This window comes from Flavobacterium psychrophilum, assembly GCA_001708385.1.
GTDB lineage: Bacteria > Bacteroidota > Bacteroidia > Flavobacteriales > Flavobacteriaceae > Flavobacterium > Flavobacterium psychrophilum_A.
In genome coordinates, this window is sequence record CP012388.1 from 2,822,805 (window position 1) to 2,842,955 (window position 20,151).

The 20,151-nt window shown below is 40.5% G+C and carries 19 protein-coding genes; 12 read left to right on the forward strand and 7 right to left on the reverse strand.

Going from position 1 to position 20,151, the window contains the following annotated elements:
- Positions 1–3: 3 nt before the first annotated feature.
- The 3 genes from ALW18_12295 to ALW18_12305 form a co-directional block, all read right to left on the reverse strand.
- The gene (locus tag ALW18_12295; GenBank protein AOE53232.1) at positions 4–681 is read right to left on the reverse strand and encodes an inorganic polyphosphate kinase; all 678 of its coding nucleotides are present in this window, start codon (positions 679–681) and stop codon (positions 4–6) included.
- A 154-nt stretch (positions 682–835) separates the two neighbouring features.
- On the reverse strand, positions 836–1,720 hold the full coding sequence (ppnK, locus tag ALW18_12300; protein AOE53233.1) for an inorganic polyphosphate kinase: 885 nt from the start codon (positions 1,718–1,720) through the stop codon (positions 836–838).
- A 15-nt stretch (positions 1,721–1,735) separates the two neighbouring features.
- Complete coding sequence (locus tag ALW18_12305) at positions 1,736–2,395, reverse strand: acetoin utilization protein acuB (GenBank protein ID AOE53234.1); 660 nt, start codon at positions 2,393–2,395, stop codon at positions 1,736–1,738.
- A gap of 99 nt (positions 2,396–2,494) precedes the next feature.
- Here ALW18_12305 and ALW18_12310 point away from each other — a divergent pair, with 99 nt between their 5' ends.
- Both ALW18_12310 and ALW18_12315 read left to right on the forward strand, forming a co-directional pair.
- Positions 2,495–3,208 (forward strand): pyridoxamine 5'-phosphate oxidase, encoded by a 714-nt coding sequence (locus ALW18_12310; GenBank protein AOE53235.1) that lies wholly within the window; start codon positions 2,495–2,497, stop codon positions 3,206–3,208.
- Between the two features lies 1 nt (position 3,209).
- Positions 3,210–3,983 (forward strand): alpha/beta hydrolase, encoded by a 774-nt coding sequence (locus tag ALW18_12315; protein ID AOE53236.1) that lies wholly within the window; start codon positions 3,210–3,212, stop codon positions 3,981–3,983.
- A 196-nt stretch (positions 3,984–4,179) separates the two neighbouring features.
- Here ALW18_12315 and ALW18_12320 read toward each other — a convergent pair whose 3' ends face one another.
- On the reverse strand, positions 4,180–5,748 hold the full coding sequence (locus ALW18_12320) for a hypothetical protein (GenBank protein AOE53237.1): 1,569 nt from the start codon (positions 5,746–5,748) through the stop codon (positions 4,180–4,182).
- Between the two features lie 379 nt (positions 5,749–6,127).
- Here ALW18_12320 and ALW18_12325 point away from each other — a divergent pair, with 379 nt between their 5' ends.
- The 7 genes from ALW18_12325 (at position 6,128) to ALW18_12355 (ending at position 15,401) form a co-directional block, all read left to right on the forward strand.
- Positions 6,128–7,408 (forward strand): transporter, encoded by a 1,281-nt coding sequence (locus tag ALW18_12325; GenBank protein AOE53238.1) that lies wholly within the window; start codon positions 6,128–6,130, stop codon positions 7,406–7,408.
- Between the two features lie 12 nt (positions 7,409–7,420).
- Positions 7,421–8,920, forward strand: coding sequence for a G-D-S-L family lipolytic protein (locus ALW18_12330; GenBank protein AOE53239.1), 1,500 nt, complete (start codon positions 7,421–7,423; stop codon positions 8,918–8,920).
- Positions 8,921–8,994: 74 nt separating this feature from the next.
- A complete protein-coding gene (locus ALW18_12335) occupies positions 8,995–9,336 on the forward strand; it encodes a hypothetical protein (protein AOE53240.1) in 342 nt (113 codons plus the stop codon).
- A 125-nt stretch (positions 9,337–9,461) separates the two neighbouring features.
- Complete coding sequence (locus tag ALW18_12340) at positions 9,462–10,787, forward strand: peptidylprolyl isomerase (protein ID AOE53241.1); 1,326 nt, start codon at positions 9,462–9,464, stop codon at positions 10,785–10,787.
- A 92-nt stretch (positions 10,788–10,879) separates the two neighbouring features.
- Entirely contained in the window at positions 10,880–11,554 is a 675-nt protein-coding gene (locus ALW18_12345) for a Clp protease (protein AOE53242.1), read from the forward strand.
- 72 nt (positions 11,555–11,626) lie between these two features.
- Positions 11,627–12,859 (forward strand): AAA family ATPase, encoded by a 1,233-nt coding sequence (locus ALW18_12350; protein AOE53243.1) that lies wholly within the window; start codon positions 11,627–11,629, stop codon positions 12,857–12,859.
- A 445-nt stretch (positions 12,860–13,304) separates the two neighbouring features.
- Positions 13,305–15,401: an alpha-glucosidase gene (locus ALW18_12355; GenBank protein ID AOE53244.1), complete on the forward strand. Its 2,097-nt coding sequence runs from the start codon at positions 13,305–13,307 to the stop codon at positions 15,399–15,401.
- Between the two features lie 269 nt (positions 15,402–15,670).
- On the opposite strand, the gene ALW18_12360 is transcribed toward ALW18_12355, so the two are convergent.
- Complete coding sequence (locus ALW18_12360; GenBank protein ID AOE53245.1) at positions 15,671–16,036, reverse strand: hypothetical protein; 366 nt, start codon at positions 16,034–16,036, stop codon at positions 15,671–15,673.
- 149 nt (positions 16,037–16,185) lie between these two features.
- On the opposite strand from ALW18_12360, the gene ALW18_12365 reads away from it, so the two are divergent.
- Both ALW18_12365 and ALW18_12370 read left to right on the forward strand, forming a co-directional pair.
- Positions 16,186–16,794 carry a hypothetical protein gene (locus ALW18_12365; GenBank protein ID AOE53246.1) on the forward strand — a complete coding sequence of 203 codons (609 nt, stop codon included), beginning with the start codon at positions 16,186–16,188 and terminating at the stop codon, positions 16,792–16,794.
- A gap of 106 nt (positions 16,795–16,900) precedes the next feature.
- Positions 16,901–17,191, forward strand: a complete 291-nt coding sequence (locus ALW18_12370) for a hypothetical protein (protein ID AOE53247.1) — start codon at positions 16,901–16,903, stop codon at positions 17,189–17,191.
- A 225-nt stretch (positions 17,192–17,416) separates the two neighbouring features.
- Here ALW18_12370 and ALW18_12375 read toward each other — a convergent pair whose 3' ends face one another.
- The gene (locus ALW18_12375) at positions 17,417–17,608 is read right to left on the reverse strand and encodes a hypothetical protein (protein AOE53248.1); all 192 of its coding nucleotides are present in this window, start codon (positions 17,606–17,608) and stop codon (positions 17,417–17,419) included.
- A 60-nt stretch (positions 17,609–17,668) separates the two neighbouring features.
- Complete coding sequence (locus tag ALW18_12380; GenBank protein AOE53249.1) at positions 17,669–19,201, reverse strand: hypothetical protein; 1,533 nt, start codon at positions 19,199–19,201, stop codon at positions 17,669–17,671.
- Between the two features lie 40 nt (positions 19,202–19,241).
- Between ALW18_12380 and ALW18_12385 the strand changes: the two genes are divergently transcribed.
- The gene (locus ALW18_12385; GenBank protein AOE53250.1) at positions 19,242–20,039 is read left to right on the forward strand and encodes a hypothetical protein; all 798 of its coding nucleotides are present in this window, start codon (positions 19,242–19,244) and stop codon (positions 20,037–20,039) included.
- Positions 20,040–20,151 lie beyond the last annotated feature (112 nt).

A 20,151-nucleotide genomic window follows, 5' to 3' on the forward strand; every position in this document is an offset into this window, starting at 1 on the left:
CTGTTAATTTGCGCAATAGCACGGTTTGTTGCCAAAGGTGTAGGTTAAGGTAAAACCGGTAAATACATACCAGTCATCGCTGTTAAGGTTTCCAAATGCCAATGGCTGATAATCTTTATGGTTGCTTCCGTCAAGATTATCGGTAAATGTATATCGTGCACCAACTTCAAAGCCAAGTACAAAATTCGGGAAAAGGTTGCTTTTTATGCCCACAGTCATTGGTATTGCTACGTTTCCTTTAGAGTCGCCCCTTCTTGTCTCGCCGTTTTGTATATACAATTCGTCAGACCAAAAATAGCTTAGCCCACCATATACATAGGGGGTAATTTTAAGCTCATCTTCGTGAAGGTTAAAATCGAAAAAATTAAATTCAAGGCCTAAAGATAACTCTTTTACGCTATTTTCAAACTCGTAGCCCCTTTGCTGCCTTGCACTCATGTCAGAATCGGCATCATCAGAAGTGATTTTGCCGTACGTGAACGAAGCTCTCCACGAATGGCGGGGGCTTTTGTTCCATTTGTATACAACTCCCAATGCCAGATTGTTAGGCGAAATATAGTCCGTTGGGCCTACATCACCTATATAATTAGCGCCGCCTGCAAATATTCCCAGTTCGTGTATCTGGGCAGTACTGCTAAGCGATAAAGAGAGTAATACAAAAACAAATAAGATCCTGTTCATTCGTTTAAAATTGGGTGCAAATATAACAATATAGATTTCTAATTACCGTAACAATAGATATTTTACAACTACAATTGCATAATTAGCACTAAATACAGTCTTGAAAACGGAAGAAGATGCGGTGTAGTATGCAAACCGAATAAAAATATATTTTTTAATTTCGTTTGTCTTCTCCCCAAAGCAGTTTTTTGCGAAGTGTTGTAAGGAATTTTTCCTGCGGAAATTCTACTAAATTGATTTTAAACGCTGCTTTTTTAATACATAGTGTGGTTTCTACATCTACAGTTATAATACGCGAATCTAAAGAGATAAGGTGCTGGCTTTCGCGGCTGCTAACCACCAGTTCTATTTCGGTATCATCTGGTATTACAAGCGGCCTCGCATTTAGGTTGTGCGGGGCAATAGGTGTAATTACAAAACTGTTTACTTCGGGCATTAGTATCGGGCCGCCACAGCTTAAAGAATAGCCTGTAGATCCGGTAGGGGTGGAGATGATAAGCCCGTCTGCCCAATAGGCATTAAGGTAATCGCCGTTAAGCCTTATTTCTATGGTAATCATAGAGGTGGTATCTTTACGGCTAACAGTCATTTCATTAAGGGCATAGTCAAGGTCATGAATTTCCTCTTCCTTGCCTTTATAGTTCAGTGTTAGTAACGATCGTGGTGATATTTTGTACTTATTTTCAAAAATAAGCGGCAGTAATAATTCTATGTTTTCCTGCTGAACGGTTGCCAAAAAGCCAAGTCGCCCGGCATTTATACCGAGTATCGGAATGTTTTTGTTGCCAACATAGGTGGCGGCGCGAAGCATAGTGCCGTCTCCGCCAATACATATAAGCAGGGTAAAGCCGGCATCAAGCCCGTCTTCTCCCGAGAAAACAGGAAAATGCTTGTCCAGCAGATTGTGGTCGTTAAGTACATTGTAAAAATTAGACTCGAAGGCTATCTCAGGGTTATACCTTTCAAAAACAGTCAGCATTTTCTCTATGATGTCTTCGGTATTATCCTTGTAATATTGTCCGTAAACAGCTATTTTCATAGGGGCAGTAAGGTGTTAAATGTTCAGGTATTTGTCCAGGTAGTCCGATCGTTCTTTAAGCGTATTCAGGTATTCGTCTTCCTGGTGTTCGGTGATAATTTCGTAGTTATAACGCCTGAAAGTCTGTAGTATGTCGCTCATTCCGCCAAGGCTTATTTTTATGGTAATCTGTACCTTGTCCATTGAGGCTTCAGAGATAAATAAGCCCAACAGCCTGCCGTTATTGCTTTCTACAATTTGTGCGGCCTGGCTTATGCTATAATCGTTAATGCCTTTTTCTACCACGATAATACCGCCTGTTTCTTTTAAAAAAGGGGTTTCGTGGAAAAAAGTAATAATATCGGTAATCTCGTAGTAGCCTAAATATTTATTGTCCTTGTCCAGAACCGGTACCAGATTGGTTTCATTTTTAGCGAACACTTCAAGTACGTCCAGCCATAGGGCGGTGTTGCGTACAAAAAAGCGGTCAAAGCCAAAACGAAGGTCGGCCATTGTTTTGTCTATGTCTTCCAGTTCAATATCTTCAGCACGGGCGGCACCTATATATACCCCTTCTTCCAGTACAGGAAAATGAGAAAATGTATAGTCTGCAAACAGGTCCTGTGCATCGGCAGCGGTGTCTGTTATTCGTAAAGGCTTAATGTCGTTGTTGATGAAATCGGTAATTTCTGTCATGGAGCAATCGTAAATATATTATGCAAAATAATCAAAAATAAGCACACTGTCCCTTTTTAACTTTGTATTTTTGTGTGAAAATGCACACTTAACAAAGATATGGCAAAATTAAGCGTAAACATAAATAAAATAGCTACCCTTAGGAATTCAAGAGGGGGCGATGTTCCTAATCTACTAAAGGTTGCTGCCGATGTTCAGAAATTTGGAGCAGAAGGCGTAACCATACATCCAAGGCCCGATGAAAGGCATATACGCTATCAGGATGCCCGCGACCTGGTGCCGGTTGTATATACAGAATATAATATTGAAGGTAACCCCGTAACTAAGTTTATCGACCTGGTTTTGGAAACCAAACCAACACAGGTTACATTGGTTCCAGATGCAGACGATGCTATAACATCTAACGCTGGCTGGGATACTATAAAACATAAAAGTTTTTTACAGGAAGTTATTGCCGAGTTTCAACGTAATGGTATCCGTACTTCTATTTTTGTTGATCCTGTTTTAGGGATGATAGAAGGTGCAAAGGAAACCGGAGCAGACAGGATCGAACTTTACACCGAGGCTTTTGCTCACGATTATGGTTTGGGTAACCTTGACGGTATCAAGCCTTATGTGGCTGCTGCCGAATTATCCAACAATCTTGGTTTGGGTATTAATGCAGGTCACGACCTTAGTCTTGATAATATTAAGTTCTTTAAAGAGAATATTCCAGGTTTATTGGAGGTGTCTATCGGGCATGCACTTATTGCAGAGTCATTATACCTTGGGCTGGAAAATGTGGTGAATATGTATCTTCAACGATTAAAATAATATGCAGTTACATTCTACTATACAGGGAGAGGGCAAACCGCTTCTTATTATTCACGGTTATTTAGGAATGAGCGATAACTGGAAAACACTGGCAGGGCAATATGTTGCTGCGGGTTTCCAAACGCATGCGCTCGATATGCGTAACCACGGAAAGAGTTTTCATTCGGATGAGTTTACGTATGATGCTATGGCGCAGGATCTTGTGAAATACATCAATTTTCATAACCTGAAAAAGGTAGATGTTATTGGGCATTCTATGGGTGGTAAGGCCGCTATGTTTTTTGCTGTAAAACATCCTGAACTATTAAATAAGCTTGTGGTTGCAGATATTGGCCCTAAATATTACAGGCCGCACCACCAGGATATCATGGAGGGGCTTAATGCGGTAGATTTTTCTGTTCATACCGATAGGGCTGCTGTGGAAGCTGCCATAGAACAACACGTGCCCGATTTTGGTACGCGCCAGTTTTTAATGAAGAATGTATATTGGGTAGAACCGGGAAAACAGCTAGGTTTCCGATTCAATCTGGACGTGTTTAACAATATGATCGATTCTATTGGTGAGGCGCTTCCGGAAGGAACAACGTTTAATGGGCCGACACTTTTTCTGAGGGGAGATAAATCTAATTATATAAAAGATGCCGATTTCGATTTAATAAAATCGCATTTTCCTCACGCAGAAATAAAAGAGATTAAAAATTCAGGACACTGGCTTCATGCCGAAAATCCAAAAGACTTTTTAGCAGAAACGCTTGAGTTTTTGAACGAAAACTAAATTTCTTGTTATGCTATGTTTGTAGATAATAAGAAAAAAAACTGTCGATAGGTCTAGCGTTAAATAAAACACACCCCTAGCCCCTCTCAAGAGGGGAACTACTCAAACCGACTTACTTTTACGTCTGAGGGAAGCTGGTTCCCCTCTTGAGAGGGGCTAGGGGTGTGTCTATAGTATATTGACCACTGTAAACTGATTACTGTTTCTTCCCCTTTGCCTTCGTTGTTTTAGATTTCTCTTCCTTGTCCTTTTTCTCTTTTTTATTATCGGCAATTTTAACCACGGCTTTTGGCAGTACAGATTGTTTTAATCCCTGCTCAACAAAACGCCAAAGGAAATTAAAGATTGATTTATGCTGAATCCTGTCGACCGCTACGTTAGTCTGTTTTAGTTTATCGTCGGTGTCGTTCTTAACCACCAGATTGGCTACAGCACTAACGATCTTATTTTCTTTTTTACCGTCTTTCTTAAGTATGTCAACTTTTAGGTCGTCATAATTTATCGCGAAAGTTCCCTTGCCATTTCTGGCATTACCGTTCATGTTGAATTTCACTTCTTTAATGTTGCCATCAGTTCGGGCATTCATCAGCGGTCTGGTTATAGGGTCTATCCGTTCGCTGTCAATATTCTGCAGGTGGCCCATAATGCTAAAGGCGTCACTCTCTTCCGGAATATTAAACGACCATGTAACCCTTAATGGGGACGACTTCATAAAGATGCATTTCACATCCAATACAGTTGCTGGCAATTTGGTGTTTTTCTTTTTGCCAACGAGGCTAAAAACGTTGGATATTTTCGCATCGAACTTGGTAAAGGTTACTCTTGCAGCAGGCTTTGCAAAGCTAAGTTGCTCCTCATATACTATAGTTGTGTTTTTGATGTCCAGTTTTTTGATATCAATATCAATCTTAAGGGAGCGTAGCATTTCGCTATATAGCTTTTTACGGCTATAGTCGTCTTTAGGTTCTTTGTTACGGTAAATATTGGCGTAAACTTTATCCAGTGTCATTTGTGGTGAATGCACATAAAGCGTATCGCGGGCAAACCCCCAGTCGAGGTTAGGTAGGCTTATTTTGTCGACCTTTAGGTTAAACTGATCCAGTTCTTTAGATTGCATACGGGTAAACTGAACACGGTTTTGCTTGGGAGTCATTTTAAATTGCTCCATAGTAAAATCGTTGTCGGTAGTGTTTAATTTCCCGGCCGTAATGGTATAAAATTTCCCCGAATCATAAAAAAGGCTGTCCAGCTTTAGCGTGTAGTCACGGTAACGGATAGGTATATCTTTTGTAACCGATGCGCTGTCTATTTTAATATTGGTCAGCCCAAAGTTTATGTTGGCTGCGGTAAGAAATGGCTTTTGTAGGGAATCAAGCATTTTAAAGCGTCCGTCTTTAATAGACAGGCTTCCTGTAGTAATGGCGTTTTCAAATGGTTTTACAAAATCGTCTTCGGGTTTGTATTTTTCTTTTCGGTAATACAGTATGACATCGGGTTTTGTAATTATTACTTCCTTAACCCTTATACTGTTATTGCGAAGTAGCGCCCAAAGGTTAAAATGATTTACTTCAATCTTTTCTATTTTGGCAAAGGCCCCTTGCTGCATAGCTGTTTGCAGGCTGTCTTTTGGTGCCAGATATGCGTTTTTTATAGAGAAACTTCCGCTAAGAAGACTTATGTCCAGGTCTTCGTAACTTACATTGTATGGAAAGTCTTTTTGGTCTTTAAGTATAGAAGGCAATTTTTTAGATACATAATAGCTCAATCCGAAACTTAGAGACACGATTAGTACTACAATTACGGTAATTATTATAGCTATTCTCTTTATTATCCTCATAGTGTGTGATTTAAGATGTAATGTACTACATTATGCGCGGTATAAATAGTTATTTATGTTTTTATTAATATCCTTATCTCAAAAGAGGCTTTAACTGGAGAAAACGCATGTAGATCATTAAAATTTGTTCTTAAATCTGAACTTTATAATTTTTTTATGATAATTTTTCAAAATTGATAAGTAATTTTTGCGAATATAATTATTATGAATGCATAATATTTTACGCTTTACTATTGTGTAATTCATAAAATATTATAAATTTGGTATACGATTTTTAACAAACGAAGAACCTAACACTTCTTAACTTATGAGAAAACTATTATCTTTAACAATGATGGCTCTTGCTACATCATCTGCTTTTGCCGGTGGGTATCGTGTGAGTCTTCAGGGTCAGCAACAATTGGCGATGGGGCATACCGGTGTTGCCGTTGCTAACAGTGCCGAGGTGCTGTTTTTCAACCCGGCGGGAGCGGTGTTCCTAAAAGACCGTTTTAATGCGTCGGTGGGTGGTAACCTGCTGTTCGCAAAAACCAAATATCAAAACGCCGAGTTCAATCAAAAAAACTCTACCGATAATATGGGTACGCCATTAAGTGCGTATGTATCCTATAAGGCTACCGACTGGCTGGCTCTTGGTGTTGCTTTGTATACTCCGTACGGTAGTGCCGTAGAGTGGGACAGGGACTGGCAGGGTGCTCACCTTGTAAATAACATCGACCTTCAGGCAGTGTATGTTCAGCCAATAGTTTCAGTTAAAGTTAGCGACCAGTTTAGTGTTGGTGGTGGTCCTATCTATGTTTCGGGTGGTGTAGAATTCAACAGGAATGTTGGAAGAAGCATCACAGATGAAGAAGGTAATAAAACAGATGTTACTATCGAAGCTAAAGGTGTTACGGCTTGGGGATGGAGTGCAGGTTTAATGTTTAACCCAACCGAAAAAATAAGATTAGGGCTTAACTATCGTTCTGAAATTACAATGGAAGCCCGTGATGGCGATGCTACTTTTCATGATGTACCGGCTTACCTTGCCGATTCTCCTACATCTGCAACAGACCTTCAGTTAGGTAATACTAAATTTAATGCAGATCTTCCGCTTCCTGCCGAAATTACAGCAGGTATTTCATGGGAAATCGATGACCAATGGTTAGTGGCTTTTGACTACAACAGAACATTCTGGAATGTATACGATGCCCTTGTGGTAGATTTTAAAGCGTCTTCATCTTCTCAGGTTCCACAGTCTTTCAATCCGCGTAACTATAAAGATGCAAGTACCTACAGAATTGGTGTGCAGTACAAACCAAATAGCAAATTCTCTTTCCGTGCAGGTACTTATTTTGATGAAAGCCCGGTACAGGACGGGTATTTTGCTCCCGAAACACCAAGAAACGACAGTGTTGGATTTACAGGTGGTTTAACGTATATGATTACCGATAAACTGGGTGTGGATGCATCATTCCTTTACCTTCACTTTAAAGAAGTTAATGCTTCTTACGACTATTTTGTAGAAGAAGGCCAGAATATACCTTTTGGAGGTACTTACAAAAACGTGGTGTTCTCACCGGGACTTGGTTTATCTTATCGCTTTTAATCTTACCTGAAAATGAAAAATAAATTTATATACTTAGCGGTTCTGTCGGCAATATTTGCCAGCTGTGAACCTGAATTTGATAATGAGGTTACTAATGCAACGTACAGTGCTGGTGAAGCCGATTTTTCATCATATGTTGCTATTGGTAACTCACTTACTGCCGGTTATATGGATGGTACAGTGTTTAGAACGGGGCAGCAATATTCGTATCCTAATATTCTTGCACAGCAATTTGCAATAGTAGGTGGTGGTGCTTTTACACAACCGTCTTATGAAGACGATATTAATAATACAGGTGGTTTTCTATTGGGGTCTACACCAATAACATCTACAAGGTTAGTTATAAATACTGCAGTTGGAGGGCCTCAGCCGCTTAATTTGCCGCCAACGGCAAATGTATCTACTTTACAGGCTACAGCATATAATAATATGGGTGTACCGGGTGCAAAAGTATTCCATCTTTTAGCACCGGGGTACGGTAACCTTCAGGGTGTGGCAACAGGTCAGGCTAACCCATACTTTGTACGTCATGCAACATCGCCTACAACTACAGTTTTGGCAGATGCCATGACTAAAAACCCAACATTCTTTACCAACTGGATAGGTAACAACGATGTGTTGTTCTATGCATTATCGGGAGGTACAGGAGTAAACCAGACAGGTAACCTAAACCCTGCTACATACGGACCTAACGATATTACAGACCCTCAGGTGTTTGCAAGTGCTTATTCTACAATTATGAATACGCTTACGGCAAACGGCGCAAAAGGTGTTGTAGCTACAATACCGGGTGTAACATCTATACCGCATTTTACTACAGTGCCTTACAATCCGGTTCCGCTTGATGCTACAACAGCAGCAGCGCTTAACCAGGGGTTTGCACAGTATAATGGCGGACTTCAGTTAGCAAGAACAGCAGGATTAATTACTGCAGATGAAGTTACAAAGAGAACAATTTCTTTTAAAGCAGGTGCCGGTAATGCGGTAACTATAGAAGATGAAAGCCTTACTAACTTAGCTGCGCTGGGCTTACCGTCTTACAGACAGGCTACAGCGTCAGACCTTATCGTTCTTCCTGCAAGCTCGTTTATTGGTACTACCGTTAACGGAAATCCTCAGCAAATCAACGGTGTGTCTGTGCCATTAGCAGACAAGTGGGTGCTTATACCTTCTGAAATTGCTGCAATTAATGCTGCAACAGATGCATATAATACTACTATTAAAACCATTGCTGCTTCTAAAAACATTCCGGTAGCCGATATGAATGCTGTATTAGCACAGTTGGTTACAGGGTTAAGGGGCCCGGACGGACAAATTTATAAAGCAAGCTTCTTTAGTGCTGCTACAGCAAGTACAGTAGTGTTCTCTTTAGATGGTGTTCATCCTAATGCAAGAGGTTATGCTTTTGTAGCTAATGAATATATTAAAGTAATCAACAGCTTTTATAAAGCGCACCTTCCGTTAGTACTACCCGGAGAATATCCAGGGGCTACGATCCTTACGTCTAATTAATTTAGTGCTATAATTTCTACAAAAACATCCCGCAATAGTGGGATGTTTTTTATTTTTGCTTAAAACCATTTGATATGAAAACGCTCATAAATATTTTCTTTACCGCAGTATTCGTAGTATTACTGTCGTATTTTATGCCCGGTATTTCTGTAGATAGCTTTTTTACGGCTGTTATAGTTGCCTTGGTACTGGGGCTGCTTAATATTTTTATTAAACCCCTGCTGGTGCTGTTTACACTGCCGGTTACCATATTTACACTGGGTCTTTTTCTCTTAGTTATCAACGCTATTATAATTATGCTGTGCGATGAACTGGTAGATGGTTTCGAGGTTCATGGCTTTTTAAGGGCATTGTTATTCAGCCTTGTGCTGTCGTTCTGCCAGTCGTTGGTATCATCACTTTCCTCTAAAAAATAAGAAGGGGCAAAAATTGATATTCTTTTTCAGGATATTGGTATACAATAATTTAAAAACTTGTATGGCTTGTAAAAAAACTTTAATTTTGCAAGCCAAATTTATATGGATATAAAACAACTTAGATAATGAATATTACAAGAGAGCAGGTAGATGCATTAAATGCTGTTGTAACAGTAGCTGTAACCAAAGAAGATTACAAACAAAAAGTAGATAAAGTTTTACAGGACTACAGGAAAAATGCAAGCATTCCAGGTTTTAGAAAAGGTGCAGTACCAATGAGCCTTATCGAGAAACAATATGGTAAAGCTGTACTTTTAGAAGAAGTAAACAAAGTACTTCAGGCATCATTAAATGACTATCTTGTAAAAGAAAAACTGGATATACTTGGTAACCCGCTACCTAAAGTAACTGAAGATTTTAACTGGGATGCTGAAGATTTCTCTTTTGAGTTTGAACTTGGCCTTGCTCCGGAATTTACAGTAGACCTTGATGCTAAAAATAAAGTAGTAAAATATAACATTACTGCTGACGATGCTATGCTTGATGAGCAGATTGAGCGTATACAGAAACAATTTGGTAAACTTGTTTCTAAAGATAAATCAGAAGAAGGAGACGATATCCGCGGTACTTTTGTAAACGAGGAAAAAGGTATCAATGCAGAGGCTACAATCTCTTCAGACATCTTTAAAACTAAAACTGTAGGTAAAAAATTCCTTGGTAAAAAAGTTGGCGATGTAGTTACTGTTTCTACAAAAGGCCTTTTTGATGATGACCACAAACTAATGGATGTACTTAAAGTAAGCCATGATGATGTTCACGGTCTTGAAGTTGATGTAAACTTTACTATTGAAGAAATAAACACTTCTGAGAAAGCTGAGCTTAACCAGGAGCTATTTGATAAACTGTTTGGAGAAGGTGTTGTAACATCTGTAGAGCAGCTTAAAGAAAAAATCAAAGAAGATGCAGAGCAGCAATTTGCTTCTCAGGCAGACCAGAAATTCCTTAACGATATAACCGAGTCGCTTATAGAGAATACTAAATTCGACCTTCCGAATGAATTCCTTGTAAAATGGCTTCAAACTGCAGGTGAAACGCCTCTAACAGCTGAACAGGCAGAAGCTGAATTCAAAAAATCTGAAGGCGGACTTCGTTACCAGCTAATTGAAGGTAAAGTAATCACAGGAAACAACCTGCAAATTACTTTTGAAGACCTTAAAGCATATACTTCAGAGGTTATTAAAAAGCAAATGGCACAGTTCGGACAGCTTAACCCAACTGCAGAAGATGTGGAAGGAATCGTTGCAAGGGTACTTTCTAACCAGGATGAAGTTAAGAGGTTATCTGAGCAGGTTATGAGCGAAAAAATGCTTAACCTTTTCAGGGAAAAAGTGAAGTACACTACTAAAGATGTTACTTATCAGGAGTTTATCAAAGAGATGTACGGAGAATAATTCTCGTAAAAAATGATTATATTTGAACGTCAGTCCATTTGGGCTGGCGTTTCGTTCTTTAATGCAAACAAATAATTTTTTTTAAAACGACTATGAATTACGGTAAAGAATTTAAAAAGTATGCCACGAAACACCATGGCGTAAACAATTTATACTACGATAAATTAATCACCCGCGTTACACCAACAGGTATGACGCCTTATATCATGGAAGAGCGCCAGATGAACGTAGCACAGCTTGACGTTTTTTCGCGCCTTATGATGGACAGGATTATCTTCCTGGGAACAGGTATAGACGACCAGATCGCAAACATCGTTCAGGCACAGTTATTGTTCCTTGAAAGTACAGATGCATCTAAAGATATCCAGATCTATATTAACTCTCCGGGTGGAAGCGTTTATGCAGGTCTTGGTATGTATGATACAATGCAGTACATCAGGCCCGATGTAGCTACTATCTGTACTGGTATGGCAGCATCTATGGGTGCTGTGCTTTTATGTGCAGGAGCGGCCGGAAAACGTTCGGCACTACCGCATGCAAGGGTAATGATCCACCAGCCTTCGGGAGGTGCACAGGGTGTAGCTACTGATATGGAGATCAACCTTCGTGAAATGCTTAAGCTTAAAGAAGAGCTTTATGAGATTATCTCTAAGCATTCAGGACAGAGCTACGAAAAAGTACACACAGACAGTGAGCGTGATTACTGGATGAAAGCTCAGGAAGCTAAGGAGTACGGAATGATTGATGAAGTATTGATAAGAGAATAAAAATAAAAATCTGCGTTATGTAACAATAGGGCTGCTATGTAGTCCTATTGTTGTATATCCAAATTATTAAAAATGGCTAAAGAAGTATTAGAGTGTTCTTTTTGTGGAAGGAAAAAGCCTGAGACTAACCTGCTTATCGCAGGAATAAGTGCCCATATCTGCGACCGCTGTATTGAGCAGGCGCATGGTATTGTGCTGGAAGAATTAAAGCAGTCGGGTACATCGGCATTGTCTGCTGAGCTTGAGCTTAAAAGACCTAAAGAGATACGTGCTTTCCTTGACCAGTATGTTATTGGCCAGGATCAGACTAAAAAAGTGCTTTCGGTAGCGGTTTATAACCACTACAAAAGGCTTATGCAGCCTCAGGGCGATGATGGTGTAGAGATTGAAAAGAGCAACATTCTTATGGTGGGGCAAACAGGTACAGGTAAAACGTTGGTTGCCAAAACCATTGCCCGTATGCTTAATGTGCCGCTAACCATTGTAGATGCTACGGTGTTAACTGAGGCAGGTTACGTTGGTGAAGATGTTGAAAGTATACTTACCCGTTTATTACAGGCAGCAGATTATGATGTGGCAAAAGCCGAGCGTGGTATCGTGTTTATTGACGAGATAGACAAGATTGCCCGTAAAAGCGATAACCCGTCTATAACCCGAGATGTATCGGGTGAGGGTGTGCAGCAAGCATTGCTTAAACTGCTTGAAGGTACGGTTGTTAATGTTCCGCCAAAAGGTGGCCGTAAACACCCTGACCAGAAATTCATTGAAGTAAATACGCAGGATATCCTGTTTATTGCCGGTGGTGCTTTTGACGGTATTGAGCGTATCATCTCTAAAAGGCTTAACCGCCAGGCAGTAGGATACAGCACATCTAGGAATGTAGATAATATAGACAAAGACAATCTGTTACAGTATATTATTCCTAAAGATGTTAAGGATTTCGGGCTTATCCCTGAGATCATCGGGCGTATGCCGGTACTAACACATATGGATCCGCTGGATAGGGAAACGCTTCGTGCAATCCTAACCGAGCCTAAGAATGCCCTTGTAAAACAGTATGTTAAGCTATTTGCTATGGACGAGGTTAGCCTTTCTGTAGAAGATGATGCTCTTGACTATATTGTAGATAAAGCATTGGAGTATAAGCTGGGTGCCAGGGGTTTACGTTCGCTTTGCGAAGCTATCCTTACCGAAGCAATGTACGAATTGCCGGGTTCTGATGAGAAAGAACTGCATATCGACAGAGAATATGTAGAACACCACCTTAACAGGACGCTTCTTAAAAGGCTTAAAACAGCTTCTTAAATAGTTTGAGTGTTCCCCTCTCGAGAGGGGAAACGGGTGTGTTAGTACATATCTAAAATATAAAATTTCAAAAATCCTTCGCATTGCGAAGGATTTTTTATTTGAAGTATAATCTTACAGGAATGATTAAAAAAGTGCCTAATGTTACACTTTGTGTTCTCAAAATGCACTTTTGCTGCGTAACATTAAAATTCGTAAACGACTGTACGTCAATATTCCGGAAAATAATGTTTCTCTTTTTGTTTTTGAAAATCAGGGTGATTTTACCCTATTTTGAATTAGTAAAATCCACCTTTTAAAAGTTATAAAAATCAAACAGTCAAAATTCATTTATGAATGCCTAAAACGATAAAGTTGTCAACACGAAAACGGTTTCGGTTATCTATATTTAGTATTATGTGCTGAATTTGGGTACTTTAGCAATTCAAAAGACAAAATCCATACTATGAATAAACTGTTTTCTGCCGTTTTACTATTGGCAGCGGCTCTGGCGGGAGCACAAACCATCTCGTCACCCGACAAAAACCTTTCGCTAACCTTTACCTTAAGTGCTAAAGGAGAGCCTACTTACCAGCTTACTTACAAAAAGAAACCGGTTATAAAAACCAGTAAACTAGGACTAGACCTTAAAAAAGGTGCCGATATGCTTGACGGCTTTACCGTTACAGGAACCAAACAGGCTTCGTTCGATGAGACCTGGAGCCCTGTATGGGGAGAGCAGAAAAACATTCGCAATAATTATAACGAATTGCTTGTTACCCTTGCCCAGCCTGCTGAGAAAGGGCGATACATCAATATTCGTTTTAGGGTGTTTAATGACGGACTGGGTTTCCGTTACGAATTCCCTGAGCAGAAGGAACTTGACTATTTCGTTATCAAAGAAGAAAAGACACAATTTGCCCTTGCGGGAGACCACAAAGCATTTTGGCTTCCGGGAGATTATGATACCCAGGAATATAGCACAACAACCTCTAAACTATCTGAGGTTCGCGGACTTATGAAAACGGCTGTAACTCCAAATGCATCGCAGCATCCGTTTTCAGACACTGGCCTACAGACACCATTAATGATGAAAAGCCCTGACGGATTGTATATCAACATTCACGAGGCAGGACTTATTAACTATTCTTGTATGTCACTTAACCTAGATGACAAGAATATGATTCTTGAATCATGGTTAACACCGGATGCAATCGGTGATAAAGGATACATGCAGGCATCTACGCAGTCGCCGTGGAGAACGGTTGTTGTTAGCGATAAAGCTACTGATATCCTTGCGTCTAAGCTTATCCTGAACCTTAACGAGCCTACACAATTTAAAGATGTTTCATGGATTAAACCTGTGAAATATATTGGTGTATGGTGGGAAATGATTACAGGCAAAAGCACTTGGGCGTACAACGACCTGACAAGTGTTAAGCTTGGCGAACTGGATTACTCTAAAACAAAGCCTAACGGCAAACATGCGGCAAACAACGCACACGTAAAAGAATACATTGACTTTGCAGCGAAACATGGCTTTGATGCGGTACTTGTTGAAGGCTGGAACGAAGGCTGGGAAGACTGGTTCGGGAAATCGAAAGAGTATGTTTTCGACTTTGTAACGCCATATCCTGACTTTAATATTAAGGAACTGAATGATTACGCGCACGCTAAAGGTGTTAAGATCATTATGCACCATGAAACATCGGGTGCTGCTGCAAACTATGAGCGCCACATGGATAAAGCGTATAAGCTTATGAATGACTATGGCTACAACGCAGTTAAAAGCGGTTATGTAGGCGATATCATCCCAAGGGGTGAGTTTCACTACAGCCAGAGCATGATTAACCACTATAACTTTGCTATCACTAAGGCAGCAGAATACAAAATAATGGTAAATGCCCATGAGGCAGTGCGTCCTACTGGATTGAGTCGTACGTATCCTAACCTTATTGGTAACGAGGCAGCTCGTGGTACAGAGTATGAGGCGTTTGGCGGTAACAATGCAGATCATACAACGATACTTCCGTTTACTCGTTTAATGGGTGGGCCTATGGATTATACGCCGGGTATCTTCCAGACAAAAGTGAGCGCTTACAATCCTGAGAATAACTCATTTGTTCACACTACACTTACAAAACAATTAGCATTGTATGTTACTATGTACAGCCCGCTTCAAATGGCGGCAGACCTTCCTGAAACTTACAACAAATACCTGGATGCTTTCCAGTTTATTAAAGATGTTGCGGTAGACTGGGATGACAGCTATATTCTTGAAGCAGAACCTGGCGATTATATTACTATTGCCCGTAAGGCAAAAGGCAAGGACGAATGGTTTGTTGGTGCTATAAACGATGAAAATGCACGTACTGCAAAGATCACTTTTGAGTACCTTCCAAAAGGTAAAACCTATACAGCTACAATTTACGCTGATGGCGCAGATGCTCATTACGAGAAGAATCCGCAAAGCTATACCATTAAGACCATTAAGGTAACCAGCAAAACCAAGCTGGATCAAAAACTCGCTCCGGGCGGCGGAGCTGCAATAAGCATTAAATAAGATCTATAGAATATAGAGTTAAGGTTAAACTCCGGAAGTGCAGCAATGTATTCCGGAGTTTTTTATATTGGAAAAGCCCCAGCAGGGCGGTATGTTTATAGAAACAAGGAGCCTATAATAATTGAGCTCCGGAGGAGCGGTACATATTATTTCTATGCCGCTCCTCCGGAGCTCTCTGTTTCTGTACAAAATGTCAACTATAAATATACCGCTTCTCCGAAGCTATCGATGTTTTGCCTCTGGCTTTAGCCAGGGGGAGACAATAAGTTCTAATCATCTTCCGGAACTTCCTCAATATATTCCATGATAAATATCTGGTAATTGTAGTGCATTTCTAAAGGACGTGCATGGTTAGTGCGCTTTAAAAAATCCAGTAATTGATTCAGGAAATTGGGGTCAGTTTCGCTGCCATCGGGGGCTTTCAGGCCAACAATGGCGTAATTGCCAAAACTGTCCGGGATGCTAAGCTTTTCATGCATTCCGGTATTTAGGACAAAACCACCTTCGAATATTTCGACAATGTCGTCAACGGTAACTTTTTGTATGGCATCGAAAAAAGCGTCGGATACATACCCTCTTTCAGCTTCAAGTTCTTTTCCGCCGGGCAGGCGAAATATCGCTTTATAATGTTGCATAATTCTGTTTGTGTAATACTACTAAGGTAAAATATTTTGAAAAATCTCACAAACATTGGTATAGTTTCCTGTATGGTTTTCAGAACCTTTTAGGTATAATTTATATATTTGATTGATGGTGTGCTGAAGTAAACTCTAAAATAGCAACAATGGGATTATTCAATTTTAATAACAAAAAGAAACAAGAGAATAAATCAACGCCTGCCGAACGATACCTGCAGCATCTTGATGCGGTTTTTCAGCAGGAACCTATCTTTCATAACGGGGGAAAAGGCAAAAACAAAATGGATAATGTCAGTGTGATGATTTACAAAGATGTTCCAGAGGAAGGTTTCATTACCGGAATAACCTACGGATTATCGCTTTTTGAACACCCGGCATGGAAATTGGGCCGTCCTGAACTTTGCATTTCTGTTGAATCTACAGATGAGGATTGGGCAAGGGTAGCGGGTTTTATTGCAAATCAACTTGGCGGCGACTGTCCGTTTAGCTATGGACAGGCGATTAATTTTGGGCAGCAGGTAGCCGAAGAATCAGAGATGGATGCCTTTTTTGTATTTGCACCCAGTACACTGGATAAGGAAGATTGCCTGGATATTGAAGTTGGTGCTGATTACAAAATAAACATTGTGGGATTGTATCCAATGTATTCTAACGAGCTTGAAGCCTTTGGAGAAATGGGACTTGAGCAATTCTGGCATCATCCCAATTTTAATAACTACGCGGTAAACAGGGATCGTATTACTAATACAGAATAACCAGATAATTGTATACAGTCCGTTTGTAGTGTAACCGTTTGATTTTCTTTTAATTATTCCCTTTCCGGTTTTTAATGTCGTACCTTACTTACCTAAATATAATGTTATGACAAAAGCCGAAAAGAAGGTGCAGTTGAACAAACTGATTGCCGAATTCCTTAAATCTACCGATAAAGAGCTGCTAACCAGGCTTCGTAACGATATATACAAAGAAATAAACAAACTTCCTATGTCGTCTAACGACAGGAATGCCACAGAAGAGTCGATGTATTTGTGGAATTATAACAGCGACAGGTATATTGAAAATCCTAAAAGTATCACTATCCGTACATCGCTTACTGCCGATTTTGAAGCAATCGTAAAAACCGTTGATATTTCTTTACTGAGTAACAAGTAAGTGTTGTCGTTACGTCCTCATAGTGGTAACGCCAAAAATCAAGGAAGGATTTAGCGTTGGGAGAAGGAGAGCGACCCACGAGTCGAGCGCGGAGCAGCGAGCGGCTTGGGTCGGGATGGAAAATCCTGACGTAGATTTTAAGTTGCCGTTATGCAGGCTTGAATTTTTGTTTCTTTTGTTTCAAGACAAAAGAAAATAAAAAGCCCCACTTCCGTGAGGCTCATATTATGCTTCTTTGGTCAAAGACCTTTGCTGTAATTTTTCGGCTGCCGATTTTGCAGTTTCAACATGGCTTATGCAGCGGCGTTTTCCGCCACAGCTGTAACGGTGAAGTTTTGGGCCGCATGATCCTAAAAGTAACAGTGTTGCAGCGCCCAGTATAAAAAAGTATTTCCTCTTCATTATCATCAGTTTCATATTGTGGTAGTGATATTGCAAACAGTGTGCCAAATTATTGATACACTACATGTTAAAGCATTACGCTATGTCTGCCGAAAGGCTCTGCATCGCTTTAAGCTCCTCTAAATAATGGCGTTCGTTAGACAGTCGCGGTATCTTATGCTGTCCGCCAAGCTTGTCTTGTTCTTTAAGCCAGTCGTAAAACAGCTTAGGTCTCGCAACATTCAATACCAGCGGATTCAGCGTCATGTTGTTGTAGCGTTTCGCCTCATAATCGGAGTTTAATGACTGCAACGTTTCATCCAGTACGGTGCGGAAATGTTCGGCATCCGCCGGAGCCTGTTTAAACTCGATTATCCACTCATGTGCACCTTTTTCACGTCCTTCCATAAATACCGGGGCAACGGTATAATCAATTACTTCGTGTCCCGTTATTTTGCAGGCTTTAGCAATGGCACTATCGGTATTTTCTACCATTAGTTCTTCACCAAAAACATTAATGTGGTGCTTTGTTCTTCCTGTCACTTTTATGCGGTACGGGTCGATTGATGTAAACCTAACCGTGTCGCCAATCATATAACGCCAAAGTCCCGAATTGGTAGTGATAACTATAGCATAGTTTTTATTCAGCTGAACTTCTGCAAGCGGAATAACCCTTTGCTCTAAGGTCCCAAAAGTATCCATAGGGATAAATTCGTAGAAAATTCCGTAGTCCAGCATTAGCAATAGCTCATTGCTGTCGTTGGAATCCTGTATGGCAAAGAATCCTTCGGATGCGTTGTATATTTCGTAATATCTAAAGTCCGCTTTAGGCAGTATCTTTTTGTATTGATCGCGATAGGGTTCAAAACTCACGCCGCCGTGAAAGTATACTTCCAGGTTGGGCCATATTTCCATAAGGTTGCCTTTTCCGGTTTCTTCAAGGGCACGGTTCATAAGCACCAGCATCCAGGAGGGAACGCCTGCAAAACTGGTAACGTTCTCATTTATGGTTTCTTTTACAATGGCCGGCAGCTTGGTTTCCCATTCGCTCATAAGCGACACCTTATTACTTGGTGTGCTGCTAAATTCTGCCCATATTGGCATGTTGTCTATAAGTATGGCAGAAAGGTCGCCAAAAAAGGAGTTGTTGTCTTCATAGAGCTGTTTACTGCCTCCAAGGCGAAGCGACTTGCCAGTGAATAGCTGCGACTCTTCATTATTGTTTAAATAAAGGCAAAGCAGGTCTTTTGCCGCCTTATAGTGGCAGTCTTCTAGCGCATCGCTGCTTACGGGGATAAATTTACTCTTGGCGTTGGTTGTTCCGCTGGATTTTGCAAACCATTTTATCGGCGTAGGCCAAAAAACGTTCTGCTCGCCACGGCGGGTCTGTTCGATAATAGGCTCCAGGTCTTCATAGGTAGAAACAGGAACCCTCTCGGCGAATGCCCTGTAATTTTTGGCCGATGCAAAGTCGTACTTACGGCCTATAACCGTATGTTCTGCTGTGCGTATTAGGCTCATTAGCAGCTCGTCCTGAACTTCATTAGGGTATTTCAGGAACAATTCTATCTGGTGGACACGTTTTTTGAGTATCCACGAAGCAATTGAATTGATAATTGGCAATGCCATATTTTAGTATCTTTATGCCCATAAAAATACTAAATTTTCCATGCAATACGAAGGGGTTTTAACAAAAATGCAGACAGAGGCGGGCAGCCCTATACAATATTACCTTGTTTTTGAAGATAGTTTTTTAAACGTGAACCAGTTGCTGGGTAAGGACTTAGAGATAAATTTCATGGGTTTTTGCTGCTTAAACTGCAGTAAGAAAAAAAAGATATACCGTCAGGGGTTTTGTTATGATTGTTTCTATAGTTCGGCTTCGGCGGGCGACTGGATCATGCGCCCCGAACTGAGTACTGCACATTTGGATATCGCCGACCGTGACCTGGAATTTGAGAAGAAAGTGCAGCTTCAGCCCCACGTGGTTTACCTTGCGGTAGCCAGCGATATGAAAGTAGGGGTGACCCGAAAAACACAGGTGCCTACCCGATGGATAGATCAGGGTGCATCGTGGGCTACACCACTTGTTGAAGTGCCAAACCGATACCTTGCAGGAATAACCGAGGTGGCGCTTAAAAGCCATTTTTCGGATAAGATCAACTGGAAGAGGATGCTTTTAAATGAGCTGACAACTATCGACCTGCTTGCCAGGAGAAATGAAGTGCGTAACCTGCTGCCTGAAGAAGTACAGCCTTATTTTGATACTACCGCAGAGAAATTATATACACTGGATTATCCGGTACTGCAATACCCTAAAAAAGTAGCGGGAAGCCTTAATCTTTCCACCACTCCAATTTACAACGGAAAACTGATGGGTATTAAAGGACAATACCTTTTGTTTGAAGACGGTACGGTTTTTAATGTGCGTTCGTACGAAGGTTTTGTTGTAAGGATATTGGTATAGTTTGATTACTGGTTGTTAGTTGTTGGTTTCAAAATGAACTTTCGAAAAACAGTAAAATGTTAAAAATCATGGCTATGGGTTTATAGTTGCGTAATTTTGTATTCTAAATATT